The following is an 18,671-nucleotide window of genomic DNA, read 5'->3' as shown; positions in this document are numbered from 1 at the left end:
GCCTCAGAACGCCTCGTGCTCGGTGCGCCGGATAATCTCATCCTGCAGGTCTTCTGTCAAATCCACAAAATAGTCGCTGTATCCGGCCACCCGGACAATCAGGTCCCGGTAGTCGTCCGGATTCCGTTTGGCCTGCTTGAGCGTCTCCCCGTCCACCACGTTGAACTGAATGTGATGGCCGTCCATGCGAAAATAGGTGCGCACCAGCTGGGCCAGCTTGGTGATGCCCGTGTCGTCGGCCAGGACCTGGGGCAGGAACTTCTGGTTGAGCAGGGTGCCGCCGGTGCGGATGTGGTCGATTTTTGAGGCTGAGCGGATCACTGCAGTAGGGCCGGTGCGGTCCGCTCCCTGTACCGGGGAGATGCCTTCGGAAAGGGCGATGCCTGCCCGGCGGCCATCGGGCAGGGCGCCGATGACGCTGCCGAAATAGACGTGGCAGGTGGTGGGCAGCAGATTGACCCGGTGGACGCCGCCCCGGGTATTGGGCCGGTCATTCACCGCGTGGTAGTAGGCTTCGAAGACCATCTGCATGATGTCGTCGGCCGCGTCGTCGTCGTTGCCGTACTTGGGCGTATCATCCAGCAGCTGCCGCCGGAAGTCGTCGTACCCGGTGAAATTCTCCTTCAATATCGTCAGAAAACCGTCCATGGTGATCGTTTTCCTCTCGAACACATGTTCCTTGAGGGCCGTCAAGGCATCGGTGATCGACCCCAGGCCCACCCCCTGGATGTAGGAGGTGTTGTAACGGGCGCCGCCGGCATTGTAGTCCCGCCCGGTTGCGATGCAGTCATCGATGAGCAGGGAGAGAAAAGGCACCGGCATGTGGCGGGCGTTGATCTGTTCGATGATGTTGTTGCCGTGAATCTTGATGTCGATAAAGTGATTGAGCTGCCGGGTCCAGGCGTCGAACAGATCCTCGAACCGTTGGAAACGGGACGGGTTGCCGGTGGCCGGTCCCAGCTGTTTGCCGGTCATCGGATCAACCCCGTTGTTCAAGGCGAGCTCCAGCACCTTGGGCATATTGAAGTAGCCGGTCAGGAAATAGGCCTCCCGGCCGAATGCCCCGGCTTCGACGCATCCGCTGGCGCCGCCCTCCCGGGCGTCCTCCACGGTTTTGCCCTGGCGCACCAGTTCCTGGACAATGGCGTCGGTGTTGAAGATGGAAGGCTGCCCGAACCCGGTTTTAACGATCTTCAGGGCTCGCTTGATAAACCGATCCGGGTTTTTCTTGCTCAACTGCACCATCGATGAAGGCTGGAGCAGGCGCATCTCCTCGATCACGTCCAGGATCAGGTAGCTCAGGTCGTTGACCGCGTCGCTGCCGCTGGCCGTTACCCCGCCGATGTTGATCAGGGCAAAATCCACGTAGGTGTTGCTCTCTTTGGCGGTGACGCCGGTTTTCGGCGGTGACGGGTGGTTGTTGAACTTGATCCAGAAGGCGCACAACAGTTCCTTGGCCCGCTCACGGGTCAACCGGCCTTCGGCGAGATCTTTCCGGTAAAAGGGATAGAGATGCTGGTCCAGCCTCCCGGGGTTGAAAGCATCCCATGGGTTGAGTTCGGTGATGACCCCCACGTGGACAAACCAGTAGGCCTGGAGGGCTTCCCAGAAGGTTTGCGGGGTGTGAGCCGGCACCCGCCGGCAGATGGCGGCCATCTGCATCAATTCGGCTTTGCGATCCGGATCCGATTCCGATCCGGCCAGTTGCGCCAATGCATCGGCATGGCGGCCGGCAAAAGCGATAATCCCGTCGGCGGCAATGGCCATGGCCTCCAGCTGGTTTTTTTTATCCAGGGCATCGCGGTCGCCGAAAAAATCGAGCCGATCCACGGCTTCCCGGATCTCGGCCTTCAGATCCAGAAAGCCTTTCCGGTAAATCTTGTCTCCGCAGGCGGTGTGGCCCGGGGAGCGCTGCTCCTGGAACTCGGTAAAAATACCGGCGGCATAGGCATCTTTCCACGCTTCAGGAAGATGGGAGAAAAGCTTCTCCCGGATGGAGTGGCCCTGCCAGAAAGGGATGATTTCTTCGCGGTAAACGTCACGAACGGAATCGCCCACCGCAAAGGCCACCTTCTCGCGGCCGCTGATCATGTCCAGATCCCGCTGGGAATGGATGCACACTTCCGGATAGGTGGGTGTGGCTTTGGGCACCGGTCCGCGTTCACCCACGATCAGTTCGTCGGAACCGATATAGATCGTTTTATTCTCCATGATGGCGGCAAAGGCCATGGCCCGTTGTACGGGTATAGCGGCGGTCCGGGCGACGCCGCTTTTGAAAAAGCGGGTGAGCAGCCGGGCCCGCTCGTCCGACAGGCTGGGCACGGCCGCAAGGCTCCGGGTTCTCAGGCGATTGATGCGTTCATTCATGCTTATCCTCCAATGGAAACAGCAAATCCTGCGGATTCGAATCGGGTTTGGATGGCCGCCACCCGTTCAGGCCCGGGGGGAAGGGTTTCAGCCGTGAGGTCGGTCATACCCAGTCGCCGGTACTTCTCACTCCCGATCCGGTGGAACGGCAGCAGGTCCACCCCTTGTATCGTTTCGAGTGTGCCCGTGAACCGGAGAATCTTTCCGATGTTGTCGTCGCCGTCGGTAATACCGGGAACCAGGGGAATCCGGATGCGCACGGGCGTCCGGCTGCCGGCGATCCGCTGCAGGTTCTCGAGAATGATCCGGTTGGACACCCCGGTATAACGCTGATGCTGCACAGCATCCATAATCTTGAGGTCGAAGAGTACCAGCTGCAGCCGGGGAATGATCCGATCGAGCACAGCCGCCGGAGCGAACCCGCTGGTATCTAAAGCGGCATGGATTTCCCGGTGGTTGCAAACGGTCAGCACCGCTTCCAGGAACCCGGGCTGGGAAAGCGGCTCTCCGCCTGAGAAGGTGACTCCGCCGCCGGATTCATCGTAAAACAGCACATCCTTTTCGATGGCATTGATCAAGGCATCCACACCCATGACGGTGCCCACCGTCTCATCGATCCGCCCGGACGATGTGCGGCGCCATATCGTCTGGGGTCGTGGGTCGATCCCTTCAGGATTATGGCACCACCGGCACGACAACGGGCATCCTTTTAAAAATACCGTGGTTCGGATACCGGGGCCGTCGTGCAGCGCATATTTCTTGATTTTAAAGATAGTGCCTTCCGTCATGCCGCCTCGCTGCCGCAGGGGACCGCCAAAGCCCCTTTTTCCTCGATTCACGACAATGATAGCAGATATCACCCCAAAGGCAACATATTTTCAGGTCTTCAGACCATCTGACACTTCCTGTTCGGTTATCCCTGCTTCAGGTTTGGATCGTGGGCGTTGAGTGGTTGATCAGGACCACTTGCATGAATGACATCAAACCCTACCCGCCGGTTTTTGCCGACATCGGTAAATAGCCTGAAAAATATAACTATTTCAAATTTTTAACCATCCTCCAAATGGTCTTCCCATTGACTTTGCAAGAGTTATCCCTTAGCTTGATTGCTTATCTGACCGGCAATGCAGTCATTTACCCCTCAGGGTGGCCTGCTTGGTTATAACCGTAAAGCAACGAACGTGGGACTTCGAATGATCCCAGCGTGCCCGGCGGCTTTCAGCCGCGATTTTTAATATTTTCCGGTAAGCGCCCATGGAGGTGGAAATGACCAAACGAAAAGGAAAACCGGTAAGCTTCGATGCGATGGTCAAATTTTTCATGCACAATTACAATATCCCCACGAAGCGGGACATCGACCGTCTCAATGATCGCCTGGATCGGCTGGAGAAGCTAATCAAAGCAATACCTTCACGAAACCAGCGGTCAGCGGCAAAAAACAATGGTGGGTCTCCGGCGAGTGCCACGGAAATTGTTCTGGATCTCATCAAACGAAGCAAAAACGGTATCGGCATCGCGGAAATCAGGGAGCAGACCGGCTTCGATGACAAGAAGCTCCGCAATATTATTTTCCGGTTGAACAAAATGGAAAAAATAATGCGGGTCAGCCGCGGCAGCTACAAAGCCGTTGAATAGTCTTTCCTGCTCCGACGACCCAAAAACCAATCAATAGGCACTGGAGGCCTTCATGAATATGAAAAAAGATGTAAACAATCCCGGCATCGCCCCCAAAGACCGACTGGGCGGGTATACGGTCAACAAGTTATCCTACCTCACGGATATCCAGTCCTGGCTCTACCAGCTGGAACATGAAGGCACCGGCGCGCGGCATATCCATATCAGCAATTCGGACCGGGAAAACACCTTTGGTGTGGCCTTTAAAACCGTCCCGTCGGATTCCACCGGCGTGGCCCATATCCTGGAGCATACGGTCCTGTGCGGCTCCGAACGGTTTCCGGTGCGCGATCCCTTCTTTTCCATGCTCAAGCGCAGCCTGTCCACCTTCATGAACGCCTTCACCGCCTCGGATTGGACCATGTATCCCTTCGCCACCCAGAATCGCAAAGACTTCTTTAATCTCATGGATGTCTACCTGGACGCGGCCTTTTTCCCCGCTATCGATGAACTGAGCTTCAAACAGGAGGGGCACCGGCTTGACTTGGAGGGCGAGGGGACAGAGGCCCGCCTGGTTTACAAAGGCGTGGTGTATAACGAGATGAAAGGCGCCATGTCGTCGCCGGACCAGGTCATGGTCCGCTCCATGCTCAACGCTCTTTATCCGGACACCACATACAGCAACAATTCCGGCGGGGATCCCGCTGTCATTCCGTCGCTCACCCACCAGCAACTCAAGGCGTTTCATGCCCGCCACTACCATCCGAGCAACGCCTTTTTCTACACTTACGGCAATCTGTCGCTGAAAGACCACCTTACCTTTATCGAAGAGCGGGTGCTGAACCGGTTTTCACGCATCGATCCGGGAACGGACGTTCCCGAGCAGCCCCGATGGAACGCACCGAAGATCGTAGCGTATCACTACCCGCTGGACCGCAGCGAGAACCCTGCAAAAAAATACCAGGCCTGCGTGGCATGGCTGCTGGCGGATATCAAGGACACCTTCGAGGTGCTGGTCACCGCGGTCATTGAACAGGTTCTCATCGGCAATGCGGCATCACCGCTGCGAAAGGCATTGATGGACAGCCAGTTGGGTACAGCCCTTTCGGATGGCACCGGATTCGATGCGGAAAACCGGGACACCATGTTTTCGGTGGGCCTGAAAGATGTTTCCGAATCCGACGCAGAAAAGATCGAAGCCATTGTCTTCGAGGTTCTGAAAAACCTAGCCAACGACGGCATCGATCCGGAACTGGTAGAGTCGGCCATCCATCAGATCGAGTTTCACCGCAAAGAGATCACCAATACCCCCTACCCCTATGGCATCAAACTGCTGGTCGGTATCTCGGCCAGCTGGCTGCACGGCGGCGATCCCGAACGCATGCTTCAACTGGATGCGGACTTCAACCGTCTCAGACAGTCGCTGGCTAAAGGCCGATTTCTGGAAGACAAAATCCGGCACGATTTTCTGGACAACCCCCACCGCGTCCGTTTTACTCTGATCCCGGACCAGGAGATGGCCGAACGGGAAAACGAGCGTGTTAAAGGTGAATTGGCCACTATTCGGGCCGCCATGGACGAAGCCGAACTGGAACGCATCCGGGTCGATGCGACAGCTCTGGAAAAACTTCAGGAAAACCCGGAGAACCTTGCATGCCTGCCCACCCTGCAGCGTGAAGACATTCCCCCTGACGTGGTCCGCATAGCCCCCACGCCAGGCCCCTTTCAGCCGCCGGTGTGGACCTACGACCAGCCCACATCAGGTATTTTCTATTTTTCAGGAGGTCTGGGGGCCGGCAATATAGACGGCCGGCTGCTGCCGCTGGTACCCTTTTTCTGCTATGCCGCGTCCAAAATGGGCACAACCGACTGCGACTACACGCAAATGGCCCGCCGCATGGACCTGTATACCGGCGGCATCGGTTTTTCCGCAAACGCCCGCACCCGTTTTGACGACAGCGGCGACTGTCTGCCTTTTATCTCGTTTTCCGGCAAATGCCTGAACCGCAACCAGGACCGGATGTTCGAAATCCTTCACGAATTGACGACCCAAGTCGATTTTTCCAACCACACGCGGCTGCACCAGCTGATCCTGGAATACCGGGCGGGCCTCGAGGCGGCTGTGGTCCACAACGGCCATCGTCTCGCTATTTCACTGGCCTCGCGCAACTTCACCCCCGCCAATCACCTTCAGGAAATATGGGGAGGCATCCACCAGCTTCACACCATCAAGCAGGTGGAAACGGAAACGGACGATGACGGCATGCAGCGTCTGACTGCCGACCTGCAGGCAATCGGACATACGCTTTTTTATCGGAAAAATGCCAAGCTGGCCCTAATCGGAGAGAAGGCGATACTGGTCCAGGCAGCGGAACCCATGAATATCCTGACCCGCGCACTGGCAGACGGCGGAACCGATGGGTTTGTGCCGCCCCGGCTGGACGTAGCGCCAGGGTTTCCCATGGAAGGGTGGAGTACCTCCACGGCCGTTTCCTTCGTGGCCCAGACGTTTCAAACCGTACGCCTCGACCATGCGGACAGCCCCGCCCTGTCGGTGATTGCCAAAATGCTGCGCTCCATGTACCTACACCGGGAAATCCGGGAAAAAGGCGGCGCCTATGGCGGCTTCGCCCTGTACAATGCCGAAGACGGGCTGTTCAGTTTCGGCTCCTACCGGGATCCCCATATCGTGGGCACCCTGAAGGTCTACAACGGGGCGGCCGATTTAATCCGCTCGGGAAAATTTTCCGAGGAGGATGTGAAAGAGGCCATTCTGCAGGTCTGCTCGGAAATCGACAAGCCCGACCCGCCGGGTCCGGCCGCCCGCAAAGCCTTCTACCGCCGGATTATCGGACTGTCCGACGAAACACGCCTGCACAACAAGGAAAACCTGCTGAAACTGAATCGCAAGGCAGTGGTGGAAGCTGCCGATCGCTACTTTGACAATAGCCCGGCCAACAAGGCGGTTGCGGTCATTTCCAGCCGCGATCGGCTTGAAACGGCTAACGGGAAATTGGCGGGTCACGCGCTTTCTCTTCAAACGGTATAGCGATGGGGGGCCGCCGGCACCTGCAGGCGGCCGGGCTTTAGGGGTTCACTGGGCAATCCACCCCGATTTCCCCTCATGCAGACCGGCAACGTGCCGATAATCAAATTGAATCGCACGATTCGGGGGCGATATCGCTATTCAACCTATGTTTCAGGGAGCATTTTTTTTGACAAGTTCCACCACGTCAACCGATCAGTTTGCCTTCAACGATCAGACACCGCTCTACAACAGCGGTATCATAGGCAATTACATCAACTATCTGGAATCCCACCACGTGGATCTCGATACCGACGACCTGCTGCACCGAAGCGGGCTGACCCGGTTTGACATCAACGATGAGGGGCATTTTTTAAATCAGGAGCAAATCAATCGTTTCCACCGCTGCCTGGACGCGGTGCTGACAGACCCGAAGATTTCCTACAAGGTCGGTCGGCACGCCCTGTATATGAAATCGACGGGAACAATAAAAAGATATGGACTCCAATTTCTCACACCCGGGGCCATGTACAGGGCCGTTGACCGGCTCTACCCCAAATGGTCCAGGGGACATGTGATTAAAACCACCGTCACCGGCAAGGGGCGGGCAGACGTGGTGGTTTCCGTCCGGCCGGGCGTCCGGGAAAAGCGCTTTCAGTGTGAAAATCGTCAGGGCATTTTCGAAGCCATCGGCAATATTCTGACCAGACAACCGGCTCAGGTCAGCCACCCGACATGCATGCATCGCGGGGATGACGCCTGCCGCTACCTGATCTCCTGGCGGGAAAAATCCTCCGCCATCTGGAAACGGATGGGCGCCTATGCCGGCATACTTGCTATCGCCGTTGCCTCCGGAATGCCTTTTTTCATGCCTGCGAGGTCCTGGATAGTGTGGATGCTGGCCATGGGGGTGACCTGCCTCTCGATCTTGCTGTTTGGCTATTGGCTGGAAAAAAAGGAGTACATTGAGCTGCTCAAAGAGCAAGGCGACACTGCTGGAAATCTGCTGGAGGAGATCGAAGCCCGATACCACAATGCCCGGCTGGTTCAGGAAATCGGCCTGGCCGGGGCAGACATCCTGGAGGTGGGCACCTTCCTGAACACCGTTTTGGAATCCATGTCGCGGAACCTCGATTTTCCCCGGGGAATGATCTCCCTGTGCGACGACGGATGCAGCAGACTGCATCACGCAGCAAACTTTGGATTTTCCCGGGCAGAGCAGAAGTTCCTCGAGGGGATGGATTTTCCCATCGATCTGAAAAACGCTTCCGACGTGTTCGTTCAGTCGCTGCAAACCGGCCGGCCGGTATTTTTAAATGATATCCATAGGAATATCGATGGCATGACGCCGAACAGCATCAATTTGATTGAAACGCTCAATGTCGACGCCCTGATCAGCGTTCCCTTGATTCATAAAAAAGAACCCCTGGGCCTTCTTATTGTGGACACCCAAGGGTCCAAAAAAAACCACACCACCAGCGATGTCAACCTGCTTATGGGCATCGCCGCACAAGTTGCCACCGGCATTGTCAATGCCCGGTCCTTCTCGCGGTTGCAGGAGAGTGAGCAGCGCTACCGCCTGTTGGCGGAAAACGTGATGGACGTGATCTGGATACTCGATTTGAAGACATTAAAATTGAAGTATGTCAGTCCTTCCGTAGAAAAAGCGTTAGGCTATACACCGGATGAAATGATCAGCCTGTCCATGGACCAATACCTGACGCCGGAGTCCTTTCAGCGGGCTGCCGATGCATTGGGCAAAGCCATGGATCGGTCGGCAACAAGAAAATTGGACGCCCAAAGCTATTCCATGACACTGGAACTGGACGAGTATCATAAAAACGGAACTCTCCTTCCCATAGAGATCACCGCCGGCTTCATCATGGATGAAAACCACCAACCCAACGCCGTTCTCGGTATTTCCCGGGACCTGTCGGAACGAAAAAGGTCGGAGAACGAACGAGCGGCCGTCAAGGAAAAGCTTCAGCAGGCTAAAAAAATGGAAAGTTTAGGGACCATGGCCGGGTCCATTGCCCATAATTTCAACAACCTGCTGATGGTCGTTCTGGGCAATCTCGAGCTCGCCCAAGAGGATCTGCCTGAGGCGTCAGCCGCAGCCCGCAACATCCAGCGGGCAGCCCATGCATCGCAGCGGGCAGCGGACCTGAGCGGTATGATGTTGACCTATGTGGGCCAGTTGAAAAAGGAAAGCATTCCCGTGGACCTGTCCCAAATGGTGAATACCGTCCTGAAAAACCTGGATGAATCCAAAATGGCCAATGTGACCCTGGATATGGATCTGGCGGACCCCATGCCGCTGGTGGCCGCAGACGCCGACCAGATGCGCCAGATGATAGCCGGGTTCATTACCAACGCCATCGAAGCGCTGGGAAATGAAAAAGGCCGGGTTCGAATCTCCACCGGGTCCATGCACTGTGACAAGGACTATCTGTCCACCACCTACCTGAAGGGAGAACTGTCCGAAGGCATTTATGCCTATGTTGAAGTCGCTGACACCGGCCAGGGCATGGATGCGGAAACCCTGGGCAAAGTCTTCGACCCCTTTTTCTCTACCAAGTTCACCGGCCGTGGACTGGGCATGGCGGCGGTCATGGGAATCATCCGTTCCCATAACGGTGCCGTAAAGGTCAGCAGCGTCAAAAACGAGGGTTCAGTGTTCACGGCGCTTTTTCCCATACAGGGAATTTCCCTGCGGCCGATGACGATCGACAAGAAAGACGACAAGGCCGTTGCAGAAGGAAGAACCGTTCTGCTGGTAGATGATGAAGCCATGGTGATGGATATCGGCAGCCAGTTTCTCAAGCGATTGGGCTACTCCGTTCGGATGGCCTCGGACGGCCGGCAGGCACTGGATATATTCAGACAGGAATCGGATAGCATCGACTGCCTGCTGCTGGATTTCACCATGCCCGGCATGGATGGCCTGGAAACCATGCAACAGATCAAGAAAATCCGGTCGGATGCAAAAATTATCATCACCAGCGGGTATACGCGGCAGCAAATCGAAGACCAGTTTTCCGGCATCGGCCCGCCGGATGATTTTATCCAGAAGCCCTTCGAAATGAAGGCACTGCAGGAAAAACTCTGTGAAGTCATCTCAAGGACCACGGAAAACAATAAATTGACCTGAGATAGCGCCGGATTGCGGTTCACCGGTTATATAGTGGATTAGGCCGGGTCAGCGTCGTTTTCTCATCCGCCATCCATCTCTATCCTCAATTTATACAGTCAGACCTTGACGCATGGATGAAAAATTCCTAATCATGAAAAAAATGAAACCTGACACAAGGTCATTGAATGCATTTATCCTGTTGACCGGAGTCCTCCTGTTCGGATGCGCCGGCAAGCCGCCCTCGGATATCGGCCTCAGGGAAGGCCGTCTGGCCCCCTGCCCCGGCACACCCAACTGCGTCATCAGCCAGGATGGGGATGAGCGGCACCATATCGATCCCATTGCCTATGCAGGACAAAAAACCACCGCCGTGGAGATGATCCAGCAGGTGGTTCAGGGGATGCCGGGCACCCGCATCGTGACCCAAACCAACCAATATCTTCACGTGGAATTCAAATCCAGAATAATGGGGTTTGTCGACGATGTGGAGTTCTTTTTCCCGGACACGGCCGTTATCCATGTGCGATCCGCCTCGCGGGTGGGACACTCTGATTTTGGCGTCAATCGCAAACGGATCGAGAAAATACGGCAATTGTTTCACACCCGGCTCTCGCAGGAGGGCGGCACATGAAAAGGGTATGGCCGACGATTCATGCGCTGTTTATCCTCCTGATGCTCATCAACCCGGCTGTCGCCGGTGAAGTCTACACATGGACGGATGCAGAGGGCAACATCCACATTACCGACCAACCACCGAATGACCGCTCGCCGGTCGAAAGCGTAATCCGTTATTCCGCCCCGACTGAGACGAACGCATCGCCCGATCCGCCGCCGCAGCCCAATAGCGCCGAGATGCAGCAGGCTGAACAGCTGAACAAACAGCTGAAGCGGCTCAAGGAGCGCAAAACACAGCTTGAAAAAATCATCGTGGAAAACCGGGCCAGCATTGCCGCGGCGGAAAAGGATGCCGAATACTACCGTAAGCGCAGCGGATCCTATGCCCGCAGAAATGAAAAATCAATCGAGCGGCAATTGGTAGTGCTGAATAACAATCTGACCACCTACCAAAGCGATCAGCGCTACGTTGACGAGGATATTTCGGAAACCGAAAAGCGTCTGGAAACCATCGAGCTGAATATGAAACGACCGGGTGGCGAATCGGGCCCTCCCGCGCCGGCAAACTGATCGTTGCGCCGAAACGGATGCCTGTTACACTGGAAGATCCAAACCCAGTTGTGGGTGGCACACAAAAAAGGGAGACGGCTGGTCTGCCATCTCCCTTTATTTGCGCATCGTTAATGCTGTCGGTGGATTACATCATGGCGGCCTGGTTGACCAAGGATTCTCTCAGGATGCCTTCAGCCGCCTTTTGATTATCAACGATGTAGGTCCCATTTTGAAGGTCGTTCCGGATCTGGGAAACCAGGGATTCACGCACGTCCGGGACAGAAGCCATGGCCCGCTGGGCATCGGCGATTGACCGTCCCCGCCCGCTCAGTGCCACCCGGTCCTGTTGGGGGGTGGGTGCTTCAGGTTTTTCGGACTTGGCTGTATCCAACTTTTTCCCCTGTACTTGCGCGCTCTGGTAGACATTGAGTTTGGATTGAATATCACTGCCCTTAATTTCCATGTTCGCGACTCCTTGTTGTACTGTTTTGACTATATTATCGGCCACATTACCAAAAAACAATAGCTTTTTTTACTAAAAAGGGCACAACAATTTGATATATTTGCGATTGGAACCCCGCCTGATTGTCTTTGGGAATTAAGTTTCAAAACCGTACCCTCCCAAAAAGGATTTGCAGAATCATCGCCGATGACCTAAAACAGAGCCCGGTTCACTGCTCATAAAATGAAAACCGCTTCAACTCGAAGGTGATTGACATGACCGATATTCCGCAAAGCACACTGGCCCGAGATCCCCATGAAAAGGAATTCATCCAGGCCGTCAGCGACGTGATGAACAGCGTCAGACCCGTATTGGATAAAACCCCCGAATACCGCCACCACAGTATCGCAGAACGGATCGTGGAGCCAGAACGCATCATCACTTTTCGTGTGCCCTGGATGGACGACATGGGCCAGATCAAGGTCAACCGGGGGTTTCGGGTGGAGATGAGCAGTGCTATCGGCCCGTACAAAGGCGGACTCAGGTTTCACCCGTCGGTAAACCAGAGCATTTTAAAATTTTTAGCATTCGAACACGTCTTCAAAAATGCCCTGACCACCCTGCCCTTAGGCGGCGGCGCGGGTGGAACAGACTTTGAACCCAAGGGCAAATCGGACGGTGAAGTAATGCGCTTCTGCCAGAGCTTTATGGCCGAGCTGTTCCGGCATATCGGAGCAAACACGGATGTGCCCGAAGGGGATATCGGTGTGGGGTCCCGTGAAATCGGCTATTTGTTCGGCATGTACCGCAAATTGAAAAATAAATTCACCGGCGTGTTGACCGGGAAAGGGCTGGGCTGGGGCGGCAGTTTGATCCGGCCTGAAGCGGCCGGGTTCGGATGCGTCTATTTCGCCGCCCAGATGCTGGCCACCCGCAATGACGCCCTCTCTGGGAAAACCTGCCTGGTCTCCGGATCCGGCAATGTGGCCCAGGCCACCACCCGCAAATTGATCGAGATGGGGGCCAAGGTGGTCACCCTGTCCGATTCATCGGGTCACATCTACGATGAAGAGGGAATCGATGCGGACAAGCTGGCATTCGTCTGCCACCTGAAAAACATCCGGCGGGGCAGGCTCAGCGAATATGCCGACCGATATGCCCACGCCGTCTACACACCGGCGACCCCGGACCAGGAGTCGAATCCCCTGTGGCGACACCGTGCCCAGTGCGTCTTTCCCTGCGCCACCCAGAATGAAATCAGCAAACAGGACGCCTACCATCTGATCAACAACAACGTCAAACTGGTGTGCGAAGGCGCCAGCATGCCCTGTACCCTCGACGCCAGGGACATTTTCGCGGACAAGGGAATTCTCTACGCACCCAGCAAAGCTGCCAATGCCGGTGGCGTGGCCGTCTCCGGCCTTGAACTGACCCAGAACAGCATCCGCCTGGCCTGGCTCGGCGAGGAGGTGGACAGCCGGCTGAAGATCATCATGAAAGGCATTCACGACACCTGCCTGGCCGCCGCCGACGCCTACGGCAGTCCGGGCAATTATCTCATGGGCGCCAATATCGCCGGTTTCATCAAAGTGGCCGACACGATGCTGGACCAGGGGATCATTTAGCCGGAAACGCGGCGCTCCTTTCATTCCTAAACAATGGTATCCGCTTTATTGCCCGCCCCTTGAAGACCGGGTTGTCGGTGATTACTGTTGGGCAGTCGATCAGTCGGGATGATTCTGCTTTCCACGATGTCCGCAAAACAGAACCACCCGGCCCCGCTCCACCAACAGGGTGTTGAAAAACGTCATGAGTGCAGGCCCGACAAGGCAAAATCCGGCCGAAAAGCGGAGTTTGTGGGTGATCAATGAGCATTTTGAGCCGGATTTTAACACCGTATGGCCAAACGCAATCGTTTTTCAGCAGCCTGCCAATGGCGGCAAGTGCCGGCCATACATGCGTTACCAATAATCGCCACCAAACGGGAAGGAGAGATACATGATCAGTGATAAAATGACCCAGGCGTTGAACGAGCAGGTCAACCGGGAAATGTATTCGGCCATCCTTTACATGTCCATGTCGGCCCACTGCAACCAGGTGGGCCTCAAAGGCTTTGCCAACTGGTTCATGGTGCAGTACCATGAAGAGATGCTGCATGCCATGAAGATCTTCGAGTATATCCAACGGCAGGGAGCGCAGGTAAAGCTGGCCGCCATCCAGGCGCCGCCGGCGGAGTTTAAGTCTCCCCTGGACATGTTTACCCAGACCCTGGCCCACGAACAGTTCATCACCCGATCCATCAACGACCTCATGGAGATTGCCATTGCCGAAAAGGATCACGCGTCCCAGATCTTTCTGGAGTGGTATGTGACCGAGCAGGTGGAGGAGGAGGAAAACGACAACGACATCATCGCCCAGCTCAAACTCATCAGGGACAACCCCCAGGGTTTGATGATGCTGGACCGGGAACTGGCCGGTCGGATGACCACCGTACCGACCGACTTCAGCAAGGGCGTGGCGGCGGCCATGGCTGCTGCGGGCGCATAACCCTTTAATTGAAAAACCGCATTTACCGTGTGGAAAAGGGCGCAGGGGGTGACGCGGTCACCGGCTCGAAAATGGTGCCTTTTTCTATAAAACCTTTAAAATACCGCCTTTTTGAGATTGTCCTTTTACTCAGAAGGCGGTATTTTTTGTTCCCATGAAACCCGTCCTCAAATCCACACTGCTGGTCGCCGCCACCCTGGTGGCCGCAGTGGGCATTGTTTTCTGCGGTGCCCTCTTCTGGATTAAATCCAACCAGGGTCTTCAATGGGTACAGTCCCGGATCAACACGGCGATCCCCGGCCATGTAACCGCCGAGAAGCTCGGTCTGTCTCTCGTTTGCCCAGGCCTTGACTTCTATGGCGTTGTGCTCCACGACCCCCGGGGGCTTTCCCTGGCGGGTTTTACGCATCTTTCCGTGGGGCTTGACTGGAAGAGCTTGTGGAAACGGGAGATCCGACTGAATCGCATACTGCTTCAGGGTCCATGGGCAGACCTCGCCATGGATGCGGCGACAGGCCTCAACCTGATGACCGCCCTGACGCCGGTGGCCCGGCAAAAGGAGGCGGACGCACCGGCGACCGACAGCACCGGACTGCCCTTCAATATCGTTTTTGAATCGGTGCAGCTGACCGACGGCCGATTCACGTTTACCCCGTCAGATGCCACCATGCACCTGGAAGCCACCGGACTCACCCTTTCCGCCGAGGGAAATCTAATGGCCCGCTCCGGCAGCCTGGAACTGGCGGTGGACCGTTTCCGGTTCAACAGCGCCGGCATCCGTCCTGAACCGGCCCGCATCGTTTTAAAGGCACATCTGGATGGCGACAAACTGAGCGTGTCCGCCCTGGATGTCACCTCCGGCCACACTGAATCGAGGCTCTCCGGTTCGGCCGACAGTCTATTTACGACGCCACTGATCGACGCTGGTTTGTCCGTCGACAGCCAGCTGGCCGAATTGAAGTCAATTTTCAATCTTGCCGGAGATTATGCCGGTCCGGTAAACGCCAAACTCGCCATCAAGGGAACCGTGGCCAAGCCTGATGCCAGGCTCGACATGACCGTTGGCAAGGGTGTGATTGCCGGTCAGCCGGTGGACCGTGGCGATCTTTCCATTGACCTTAAAGATCGGCAAATAACAATCGATAAGGCCGCGCTCCGGCTGGCAGAGGGTTCGGCCATTCTCAATGGAACGGTAAACCTGCGCGGTGCATTTCCAACAGGCTTTCTCGCTCCGCCGGCAGATGTCAACGCCATCACCTATACGCTCAACCTGGTGCAGGACATCCCAAACCTCAACCAGTGGCTGAAACCGTTTATCGATATCAGCGGCGCATCGGCCGGTCGGGTCTCATTAACCGGAAATGGAGTCATCCCTTCGGGCATGTCGACCCGGCTGGCAATCAAGGCGTCGGGACGGCGCCTGCTCGTCCCCGGCATGGACAGGCCGGTCGACGCCGACGCTAATCTGGTGGCCCAGTTGGACCGCGGCACAATTTCCCTATCCCGCTTCAACGCCGCTGCCGACGGTGTCGAACTGGCCGGGGAGGGCCGTTTTCAGATGGATGACGGAGCTCTTGCCGGCAAACTGTCATTGACGGCAGATAACCTCTCCCGGGCCCTGGCCGTCGTGGGGCTACCGTCCGTCCAGGGCGCCTGCAAGGCGGTGCTGACCGTAGGCGGCAATTTGAACCGACCTCAATTCTCGGTGGACCTGACCTCGAAGAACCTGAAAGTCGATACCTATACCCTCGGAGATCTGACCCTCAAAGCCCACCTGGACCATGACGGCCGGCTGGACCTGACCACTCTGAGCCTGCATAACCGGGGGACCCGGATCCAGGGCAATGGCCGCCTGCGGCTGCTGCCGGACAGCGGCGGCATCGACCCCGAATTTGTCAACGCGCTTACCCTCACCCTGGACACGCTGACCCCTGCAGCCTTTATGGACTCCCCGCCTATCAACGGAACCCTCGACGGCCGGCTGCAGGTGGGCGGCCCGCTTGGATCGCTAACAGGCGAGCTCTCCCTCAACGCCACGGCGCTGGCCACTCATGACGCCACCATCGGTGACGTTGATGCCCGCGTGCGGTTGAAGGCCGGCACCGTCTTTGTGGATCGGCTCCAGCTGCGCAATCACGAGTCCGCATTCAACGCGGCGGGCAGCATCCGCGTGCTGGATCCCGGCACGCTTCGCCGGGTCGAAGACCCACCCCTGGACTTCACCATTGATTCAAAGCACTTTGACCCCGGGGATTTTATCGGTGCGGCAAGCGGCCATTTTTCCCTCACAGGCATGCTGGGGGGCAGTCTTGAAAATCCCGCCGGTCAGATCTCCCTTGACGGCAGGCAGGCCAATCTGGCCGGTCAGCCCTTAGAGACGCTTTCACTCGACGTCCGCCTGGCGGACAGGCGCCTGTGGCTGGACCGGTTCATGGCTGCGGTTGCCCCCGGCGAACAGGTCGAGGGTGGCGGATCGGTGGGTTTGGATAAGACCATTGACCTGCACATTAAATCGGCCGGCATCTCCATCTCCCGCATCCAGCGGCTGCATGACTTTTTTCCCGGAGAAGGCATGCTGCACCTCGATGCCACCGGAAAAGGCAGCCTGGAAAACCCGGACATCGACGGTCATCTGACCATCTCCGACATGATCTTCAATGAGGAAGTCATCGAAGATGTCAATCTCGATTTCAGCCTCCATGACATGCTGGCCAGGATCACGGGAAACCTGAATTTTGACATGGACGCCACCTGTGACCTGAAAAAGGGAGATTTCGATGCCCGCCTGATATTTGACCACACCGAAACCCACAGTTACTTCAAGGCCGTGGGAAAACCGGATTTTCATGGTACGCTGACCGGCCGGGTCCAGGCAGCCGGAAATATCCGGGATGCCGCCAACGCCTCGGTAAACGTGGATCTGAAGGCATTTCATCTGCTGTTCAAAGATATCTCGTTGATTCAGTCTGGCCGCATGGTTGCCCAACTGGCCGACCAGGAACTGACCATTCCGGAATTCGAGGCGGCAGTGCTCTCTTCGGGCAGCCTTCATCTGAAGGGAGATGCCCGGATCGGCGGACGCCTCAATATGGCACTCGACGGCCGGATTCCCCTGGCAGTTGCGGGAATTTTCAACGACGAACTGGCCGATGCCACCGGCATCCTGACCTTGACGGGTAAAATTGCCGGCGACACCGACGACCCGCAAATCGATGCCCGCATCGAGCTTGAAAACATCGGCATGACCTTGCCCGGTCTGGTTCAAAAGGTGCACGATCTCAACGGGCGCATTCACCTGACCCGCGACAATATCCGCATCGACACCTTAAGTGGATTCCTGGATACGGGATCGTTCAACCTCGGCGGCACCATCGCTCATGAAAAATTCACCCCGACCCGGGTGAATATTTCTCTGGAAGCGAAATCCCTTCCGCTTGAAATTCCCGACACACTGACCGTTCTGCTCAATGGCGACATTAAAATCACTGGCGACCAGCGCAACGCTGCTGCCAGGGGAGAGATTGTTCTCTTAGAAGGGCTTTACTACAAAGATGTGAAGATTAACCTGCTGCAGATGACGACCGGCCGGCAGCGGGCCGTCACCCCGGCGACCCGTCCCTTATCGATCCCTTATTTTGATACGGTCAACCTGGATATCAGTCTCAACCATCGGCAGCCTTTTCTGGTCCAGAACAACCTTGCCCAGCTTGAGATCAGCCCGGACCTGAAAATCGGTGGACGTCTGGACCATCCCGTGATCAGCGGCCGTGCCCAGGTCAAGGAAGGCACCGTCACCTTCCAAAAAAAGACTTTCGATGTTAAAAAGGGCATCATCGACTTTATCAATCCCTACAAGACCGAAGCTGAAATCGACATCGAAAGCGAGACGTCAATCCGAACCTGGACAATCAAGCTGGCCATCAAAGGCACCCCCGACAATCTGGATCTGAAGCTTTCCTCGGTGCCGACGGAAACCGATTCGGACATCCTGTCCCTGATCCTTTTCGGTCAAACCGCCCAGGAATTAACCGCCGGCGAGGGGGCTGCAAAACGCAGCACCGGCCAGATCATGGCTGAAATGCTTGCCGACACCTTTGGGGCCGACATCAAAAAAACCACGGGAGTCGATATTCTGAAACTGGAAACCAACGGCAGCGGCAGTAGTCAGGATGCCGGCGAAGTCAAGGTGACCGTGGGCAAACATCTTTCCGATCGCATGACCGTCAAATATGCAGTGGAGTCCAAGGATGGTGAAATCATCCAGCGGGCGATCACGGAGTACAAACTGCTGGAGAACATCTTGGTCAGCGGGTTCCAGGACAACCAGGGCATATTCGGAACCGAACTGGTGTTCCGGGTAGAATTCAGGTGAATGA

The 18,671-nt window shown here is 56.4% G+C and carries 11 protein-coding genes; 8 read left to right on the top strand and 3 right to left on the bottom strand.

Annotated elements, in window-relative coordinates; all coding sequences use genetic code 11:
- Nucleotides 1-3: 3 nt before the first annotated feature.
- Nucleotides 4-2,367: a trans-4-hydroxy-L-proline dehydratase gene (hypD, locus tag ACHZBS_RS14550; RefSeq protein ID WP_319407241.1), complete on the bottom strand. Its 2,364-nt coding sequence runs from the start codon at nucleotides 2,365-2,367 to the stop codon at nucleotides 4-6.
- Nucleotides 2,368-2,369: 2 nt separating this feature from the next.
- Nucleotides 2,370-3,155: a glycyl-radical enzyme activating protein gene (locus tag ACHZBS_RS14545; RefSeq protein WP_319407240.1), complete on the bottom strand. Its 786-nt coding sequence runs from the start codon at nucleotides 3,153-3,155 to the stop codon at nucleotides 2,370-2,372.
- A gap of 478 nt (nucleotides 3,156-3,633) precedes the next feature.
- On the opposite strand from ACHZBS_RS14545, the gene ACHZBS_RS14540 reads away from it, so the two are divergent.
- From ACHZBS_RS14540 to ACHZBS_RS14520, 5 genes are all read left to right on the top strand, one after another.
- A complete protein-coding gene (locus ACHZBS_RS14540) occupies nucleotides 3,634-4,002 on the top strand; it encodes a hypothetical protein (RefSeq protein WP_319407239.1) in 369 nt (122 codons plus the stop codon).
- 52 nt (nucleotides 4,003-4,054) lie between these two features.
- A complete protein-coding gene (locus ACHZBS_RS14535) occupies nucleotides 4,055-7,030 on the top strand; it encodes an insulinase family protein (RefSeq protein ID WP_319407238.1) in 2,976 nt (991 codons plus the stop codon).
- A gap of 166 nt (nucleotides 7,031-7,196) precedes the next feature.
- Nucleotides 7,197-10,157: a response regulator gene (locus tag ACHZBS_RS14530; RefSeq protein ID WP_319407237.1), complete on the top strand. Its 2,961-nt coding sequence runs from the start codon at nucleotides 7,197-7,199 to the stop codon at nucleotides 10,155-10,157.
- A gap of 133 nt (nucleotides 10,158-10,290) precedes the next feature.
- Nucleotides 10,291-10,770: a DUF1499 domain-containing protein gene (locus ACHZBS_RS14525; RefSeq protein WP_319407236.1), complete on the top strand. Its 480-nt coding sequence runs from the start codon at nucleotides 10,291-10,293 to the stop codon at nucleotides 10,768-10,770.
- Nucleotides 10,767-11,324: a DUF4124 domain-containing protein gene (locus ACHZBS_RS14520; protein ID WP_319407235.1), complete on the top strand. Its 558-nt coding sequence runs from the start codon at nucleotides 10,767-10,769 to the stop codon at nucleotides 11,322-11,324. Before ACHZBS_RS14525 ends, ACHZBS_RS14520 begins: the two co-directional genes overlap by 4 nt.
- A 127-nt stretch (nucleotides 11,325-11,451) precedes the next feature.
- Here the strand turns inward: ACHZBS_RS14520 and flgM are convergent, their stop codons facing one another.
- The gene (gene flgM / locus ACHZBS_RS14515) at nucleotides 11,452-11,769 is read right to left on the bottom strand and encodes a flagellar biosynthesis anti-sigma factor FlgM (protein WP_319407234.1); all 318 of its coding nucleotides are present in this window, start codon (nucleotides 11,767-11,769) and stop codon (nucleotides 11,452-11,454) included.
- A 254-nt stretch (nucleotides 11,770-12,023) separates the two neighbouring features.
- Here flgM and gdhA point away from each other — a divergent pair, with 254 nt between their 5' ends.
- From gdhA to ACHZBS_RS14500, 3 genes are all read left to right on the top strand, one after another.
- Complete coding sequence (gene gdhA, locus ACHZBS_RS14510) at nucleotides 12,024-13,373, top strand: NADP-specific glutamate dehydrogenase (RefSeq protein WP_319407233.1); 1,350 nt, start codon at nucleotides 12,024-12,026, stop codon at nucleotides 13,371-13,373.
- Between the two features lie 373 nt (nucleotides 13,374-13,746).
- Entirely contained in the window at nucleotides 13,747-14,295 is a 549-nt protein-coding gene (locus tag ACHZBS_RS14505) for a ferritin (protein WP_319407232.1), read from the top strand.
- Between the two features lie 154 nt (nucleotides 14,296-14,449).
- On the top strand, nucleotides 14,450-18,667 hold the full coding sequence (locus tag ACHZBS_RS14500) for a translocation/assembly module TamB domain-containing protein (RefSeq protein WP_319407231.1): 4,218 nt from the start codon (nucleotides 14,450-14,452) through the stop codon (nucleotides 18,665-18,667).
- Nucleotides 18,668-18,671 lie beyond the last annotated feature (4 nt).

Source organism: uncultured Desulfosarcina sp. (genome assembly GCF_963664155.2).
Classification (GTDB): Bacteria; Desulfobacterota; Desulfobacteria; order Desulfobacterales; family Desulfosarcinaceae; genus Desulfosarcina.
Note: the sequence above shows the minus strand (reverse complement) of the source record. Positions and strands in the feature narration are given on the sequence as shown.

Excerpts from the sequence above, each read along its gene's own strand:
- ACHZBS_RS14540 (WP_319407239.1), top strand. The coding sequence starts at position 3,634 with ATGACCAAACGAAAAGGAAAACCGGTAAGCTTCGATGCGATGGTCAAA.
- gdhA (WP_319407233.1), top strand. The coding sequence starts at position 12,024 with ATGACCGATATTCCGCAAAGCACACTGGCCCGAGATCCCCATGAAAAG.
- flgM (WP_319407234.1), bottom strand. The coding sequence starts at position 11,769 with ATGGAAATTAAGGGCAGTGATATTCAATCCAAACTCAATGTCTACCAG.
- ACHZBS_RS14505 (WP_319407232.1), top strand. The coding sequence starts at position 13,747 with ATGATCAGTGATAAAATGACCCAGGCGTTGAACGAGCAGGTCAACCGG.
- ACHZBS_RS14500 (WP_319407231.1), top strand. The coding sequence starts at position 14,450 with ATGAAACCCGTCCTCAAATCCACACTGCTGGTCGCCGCCACCCTGGTG.
- ACHZBS_RS14520 (WP_319407235.1), top strand. The coding sequence starts at position 10,767 with ATGAAAAGGGTATGGCCGACGATTCATGCGCTGTTTATCCTCCTGATG.
- ACHZBS_RS14525 (WP_319407236.1), top strand. The coding sequence starts at position 10,291 with ATGAAAAAAATGAAACCTGACACAAGGTCATTGAATGCATTTATCCTG.
- ACHZBS_RS14545 (WP_319407240.1), bottom strand. The coding sequence starts at position 3,155 with ATGACGGAAGGCACTATCTTTAAAATCAAGAAATATGCGCTGCACGAC.
- ACHZBS_RS14535 (WP_319407238.1), top strand. The coding sequence starts at position 4,055 with ATGAATATGAAAAAAGATGTAAACAATCCCGGCATCGCCCCCAAAGAC.
- hypD (WP_319407241.1), bottom strand. The coding sequence starts at position 2,367 with ATGAATGAACGCATCAATCGCCTGAGAACCCGGAGCCTTGCGGCCGTG.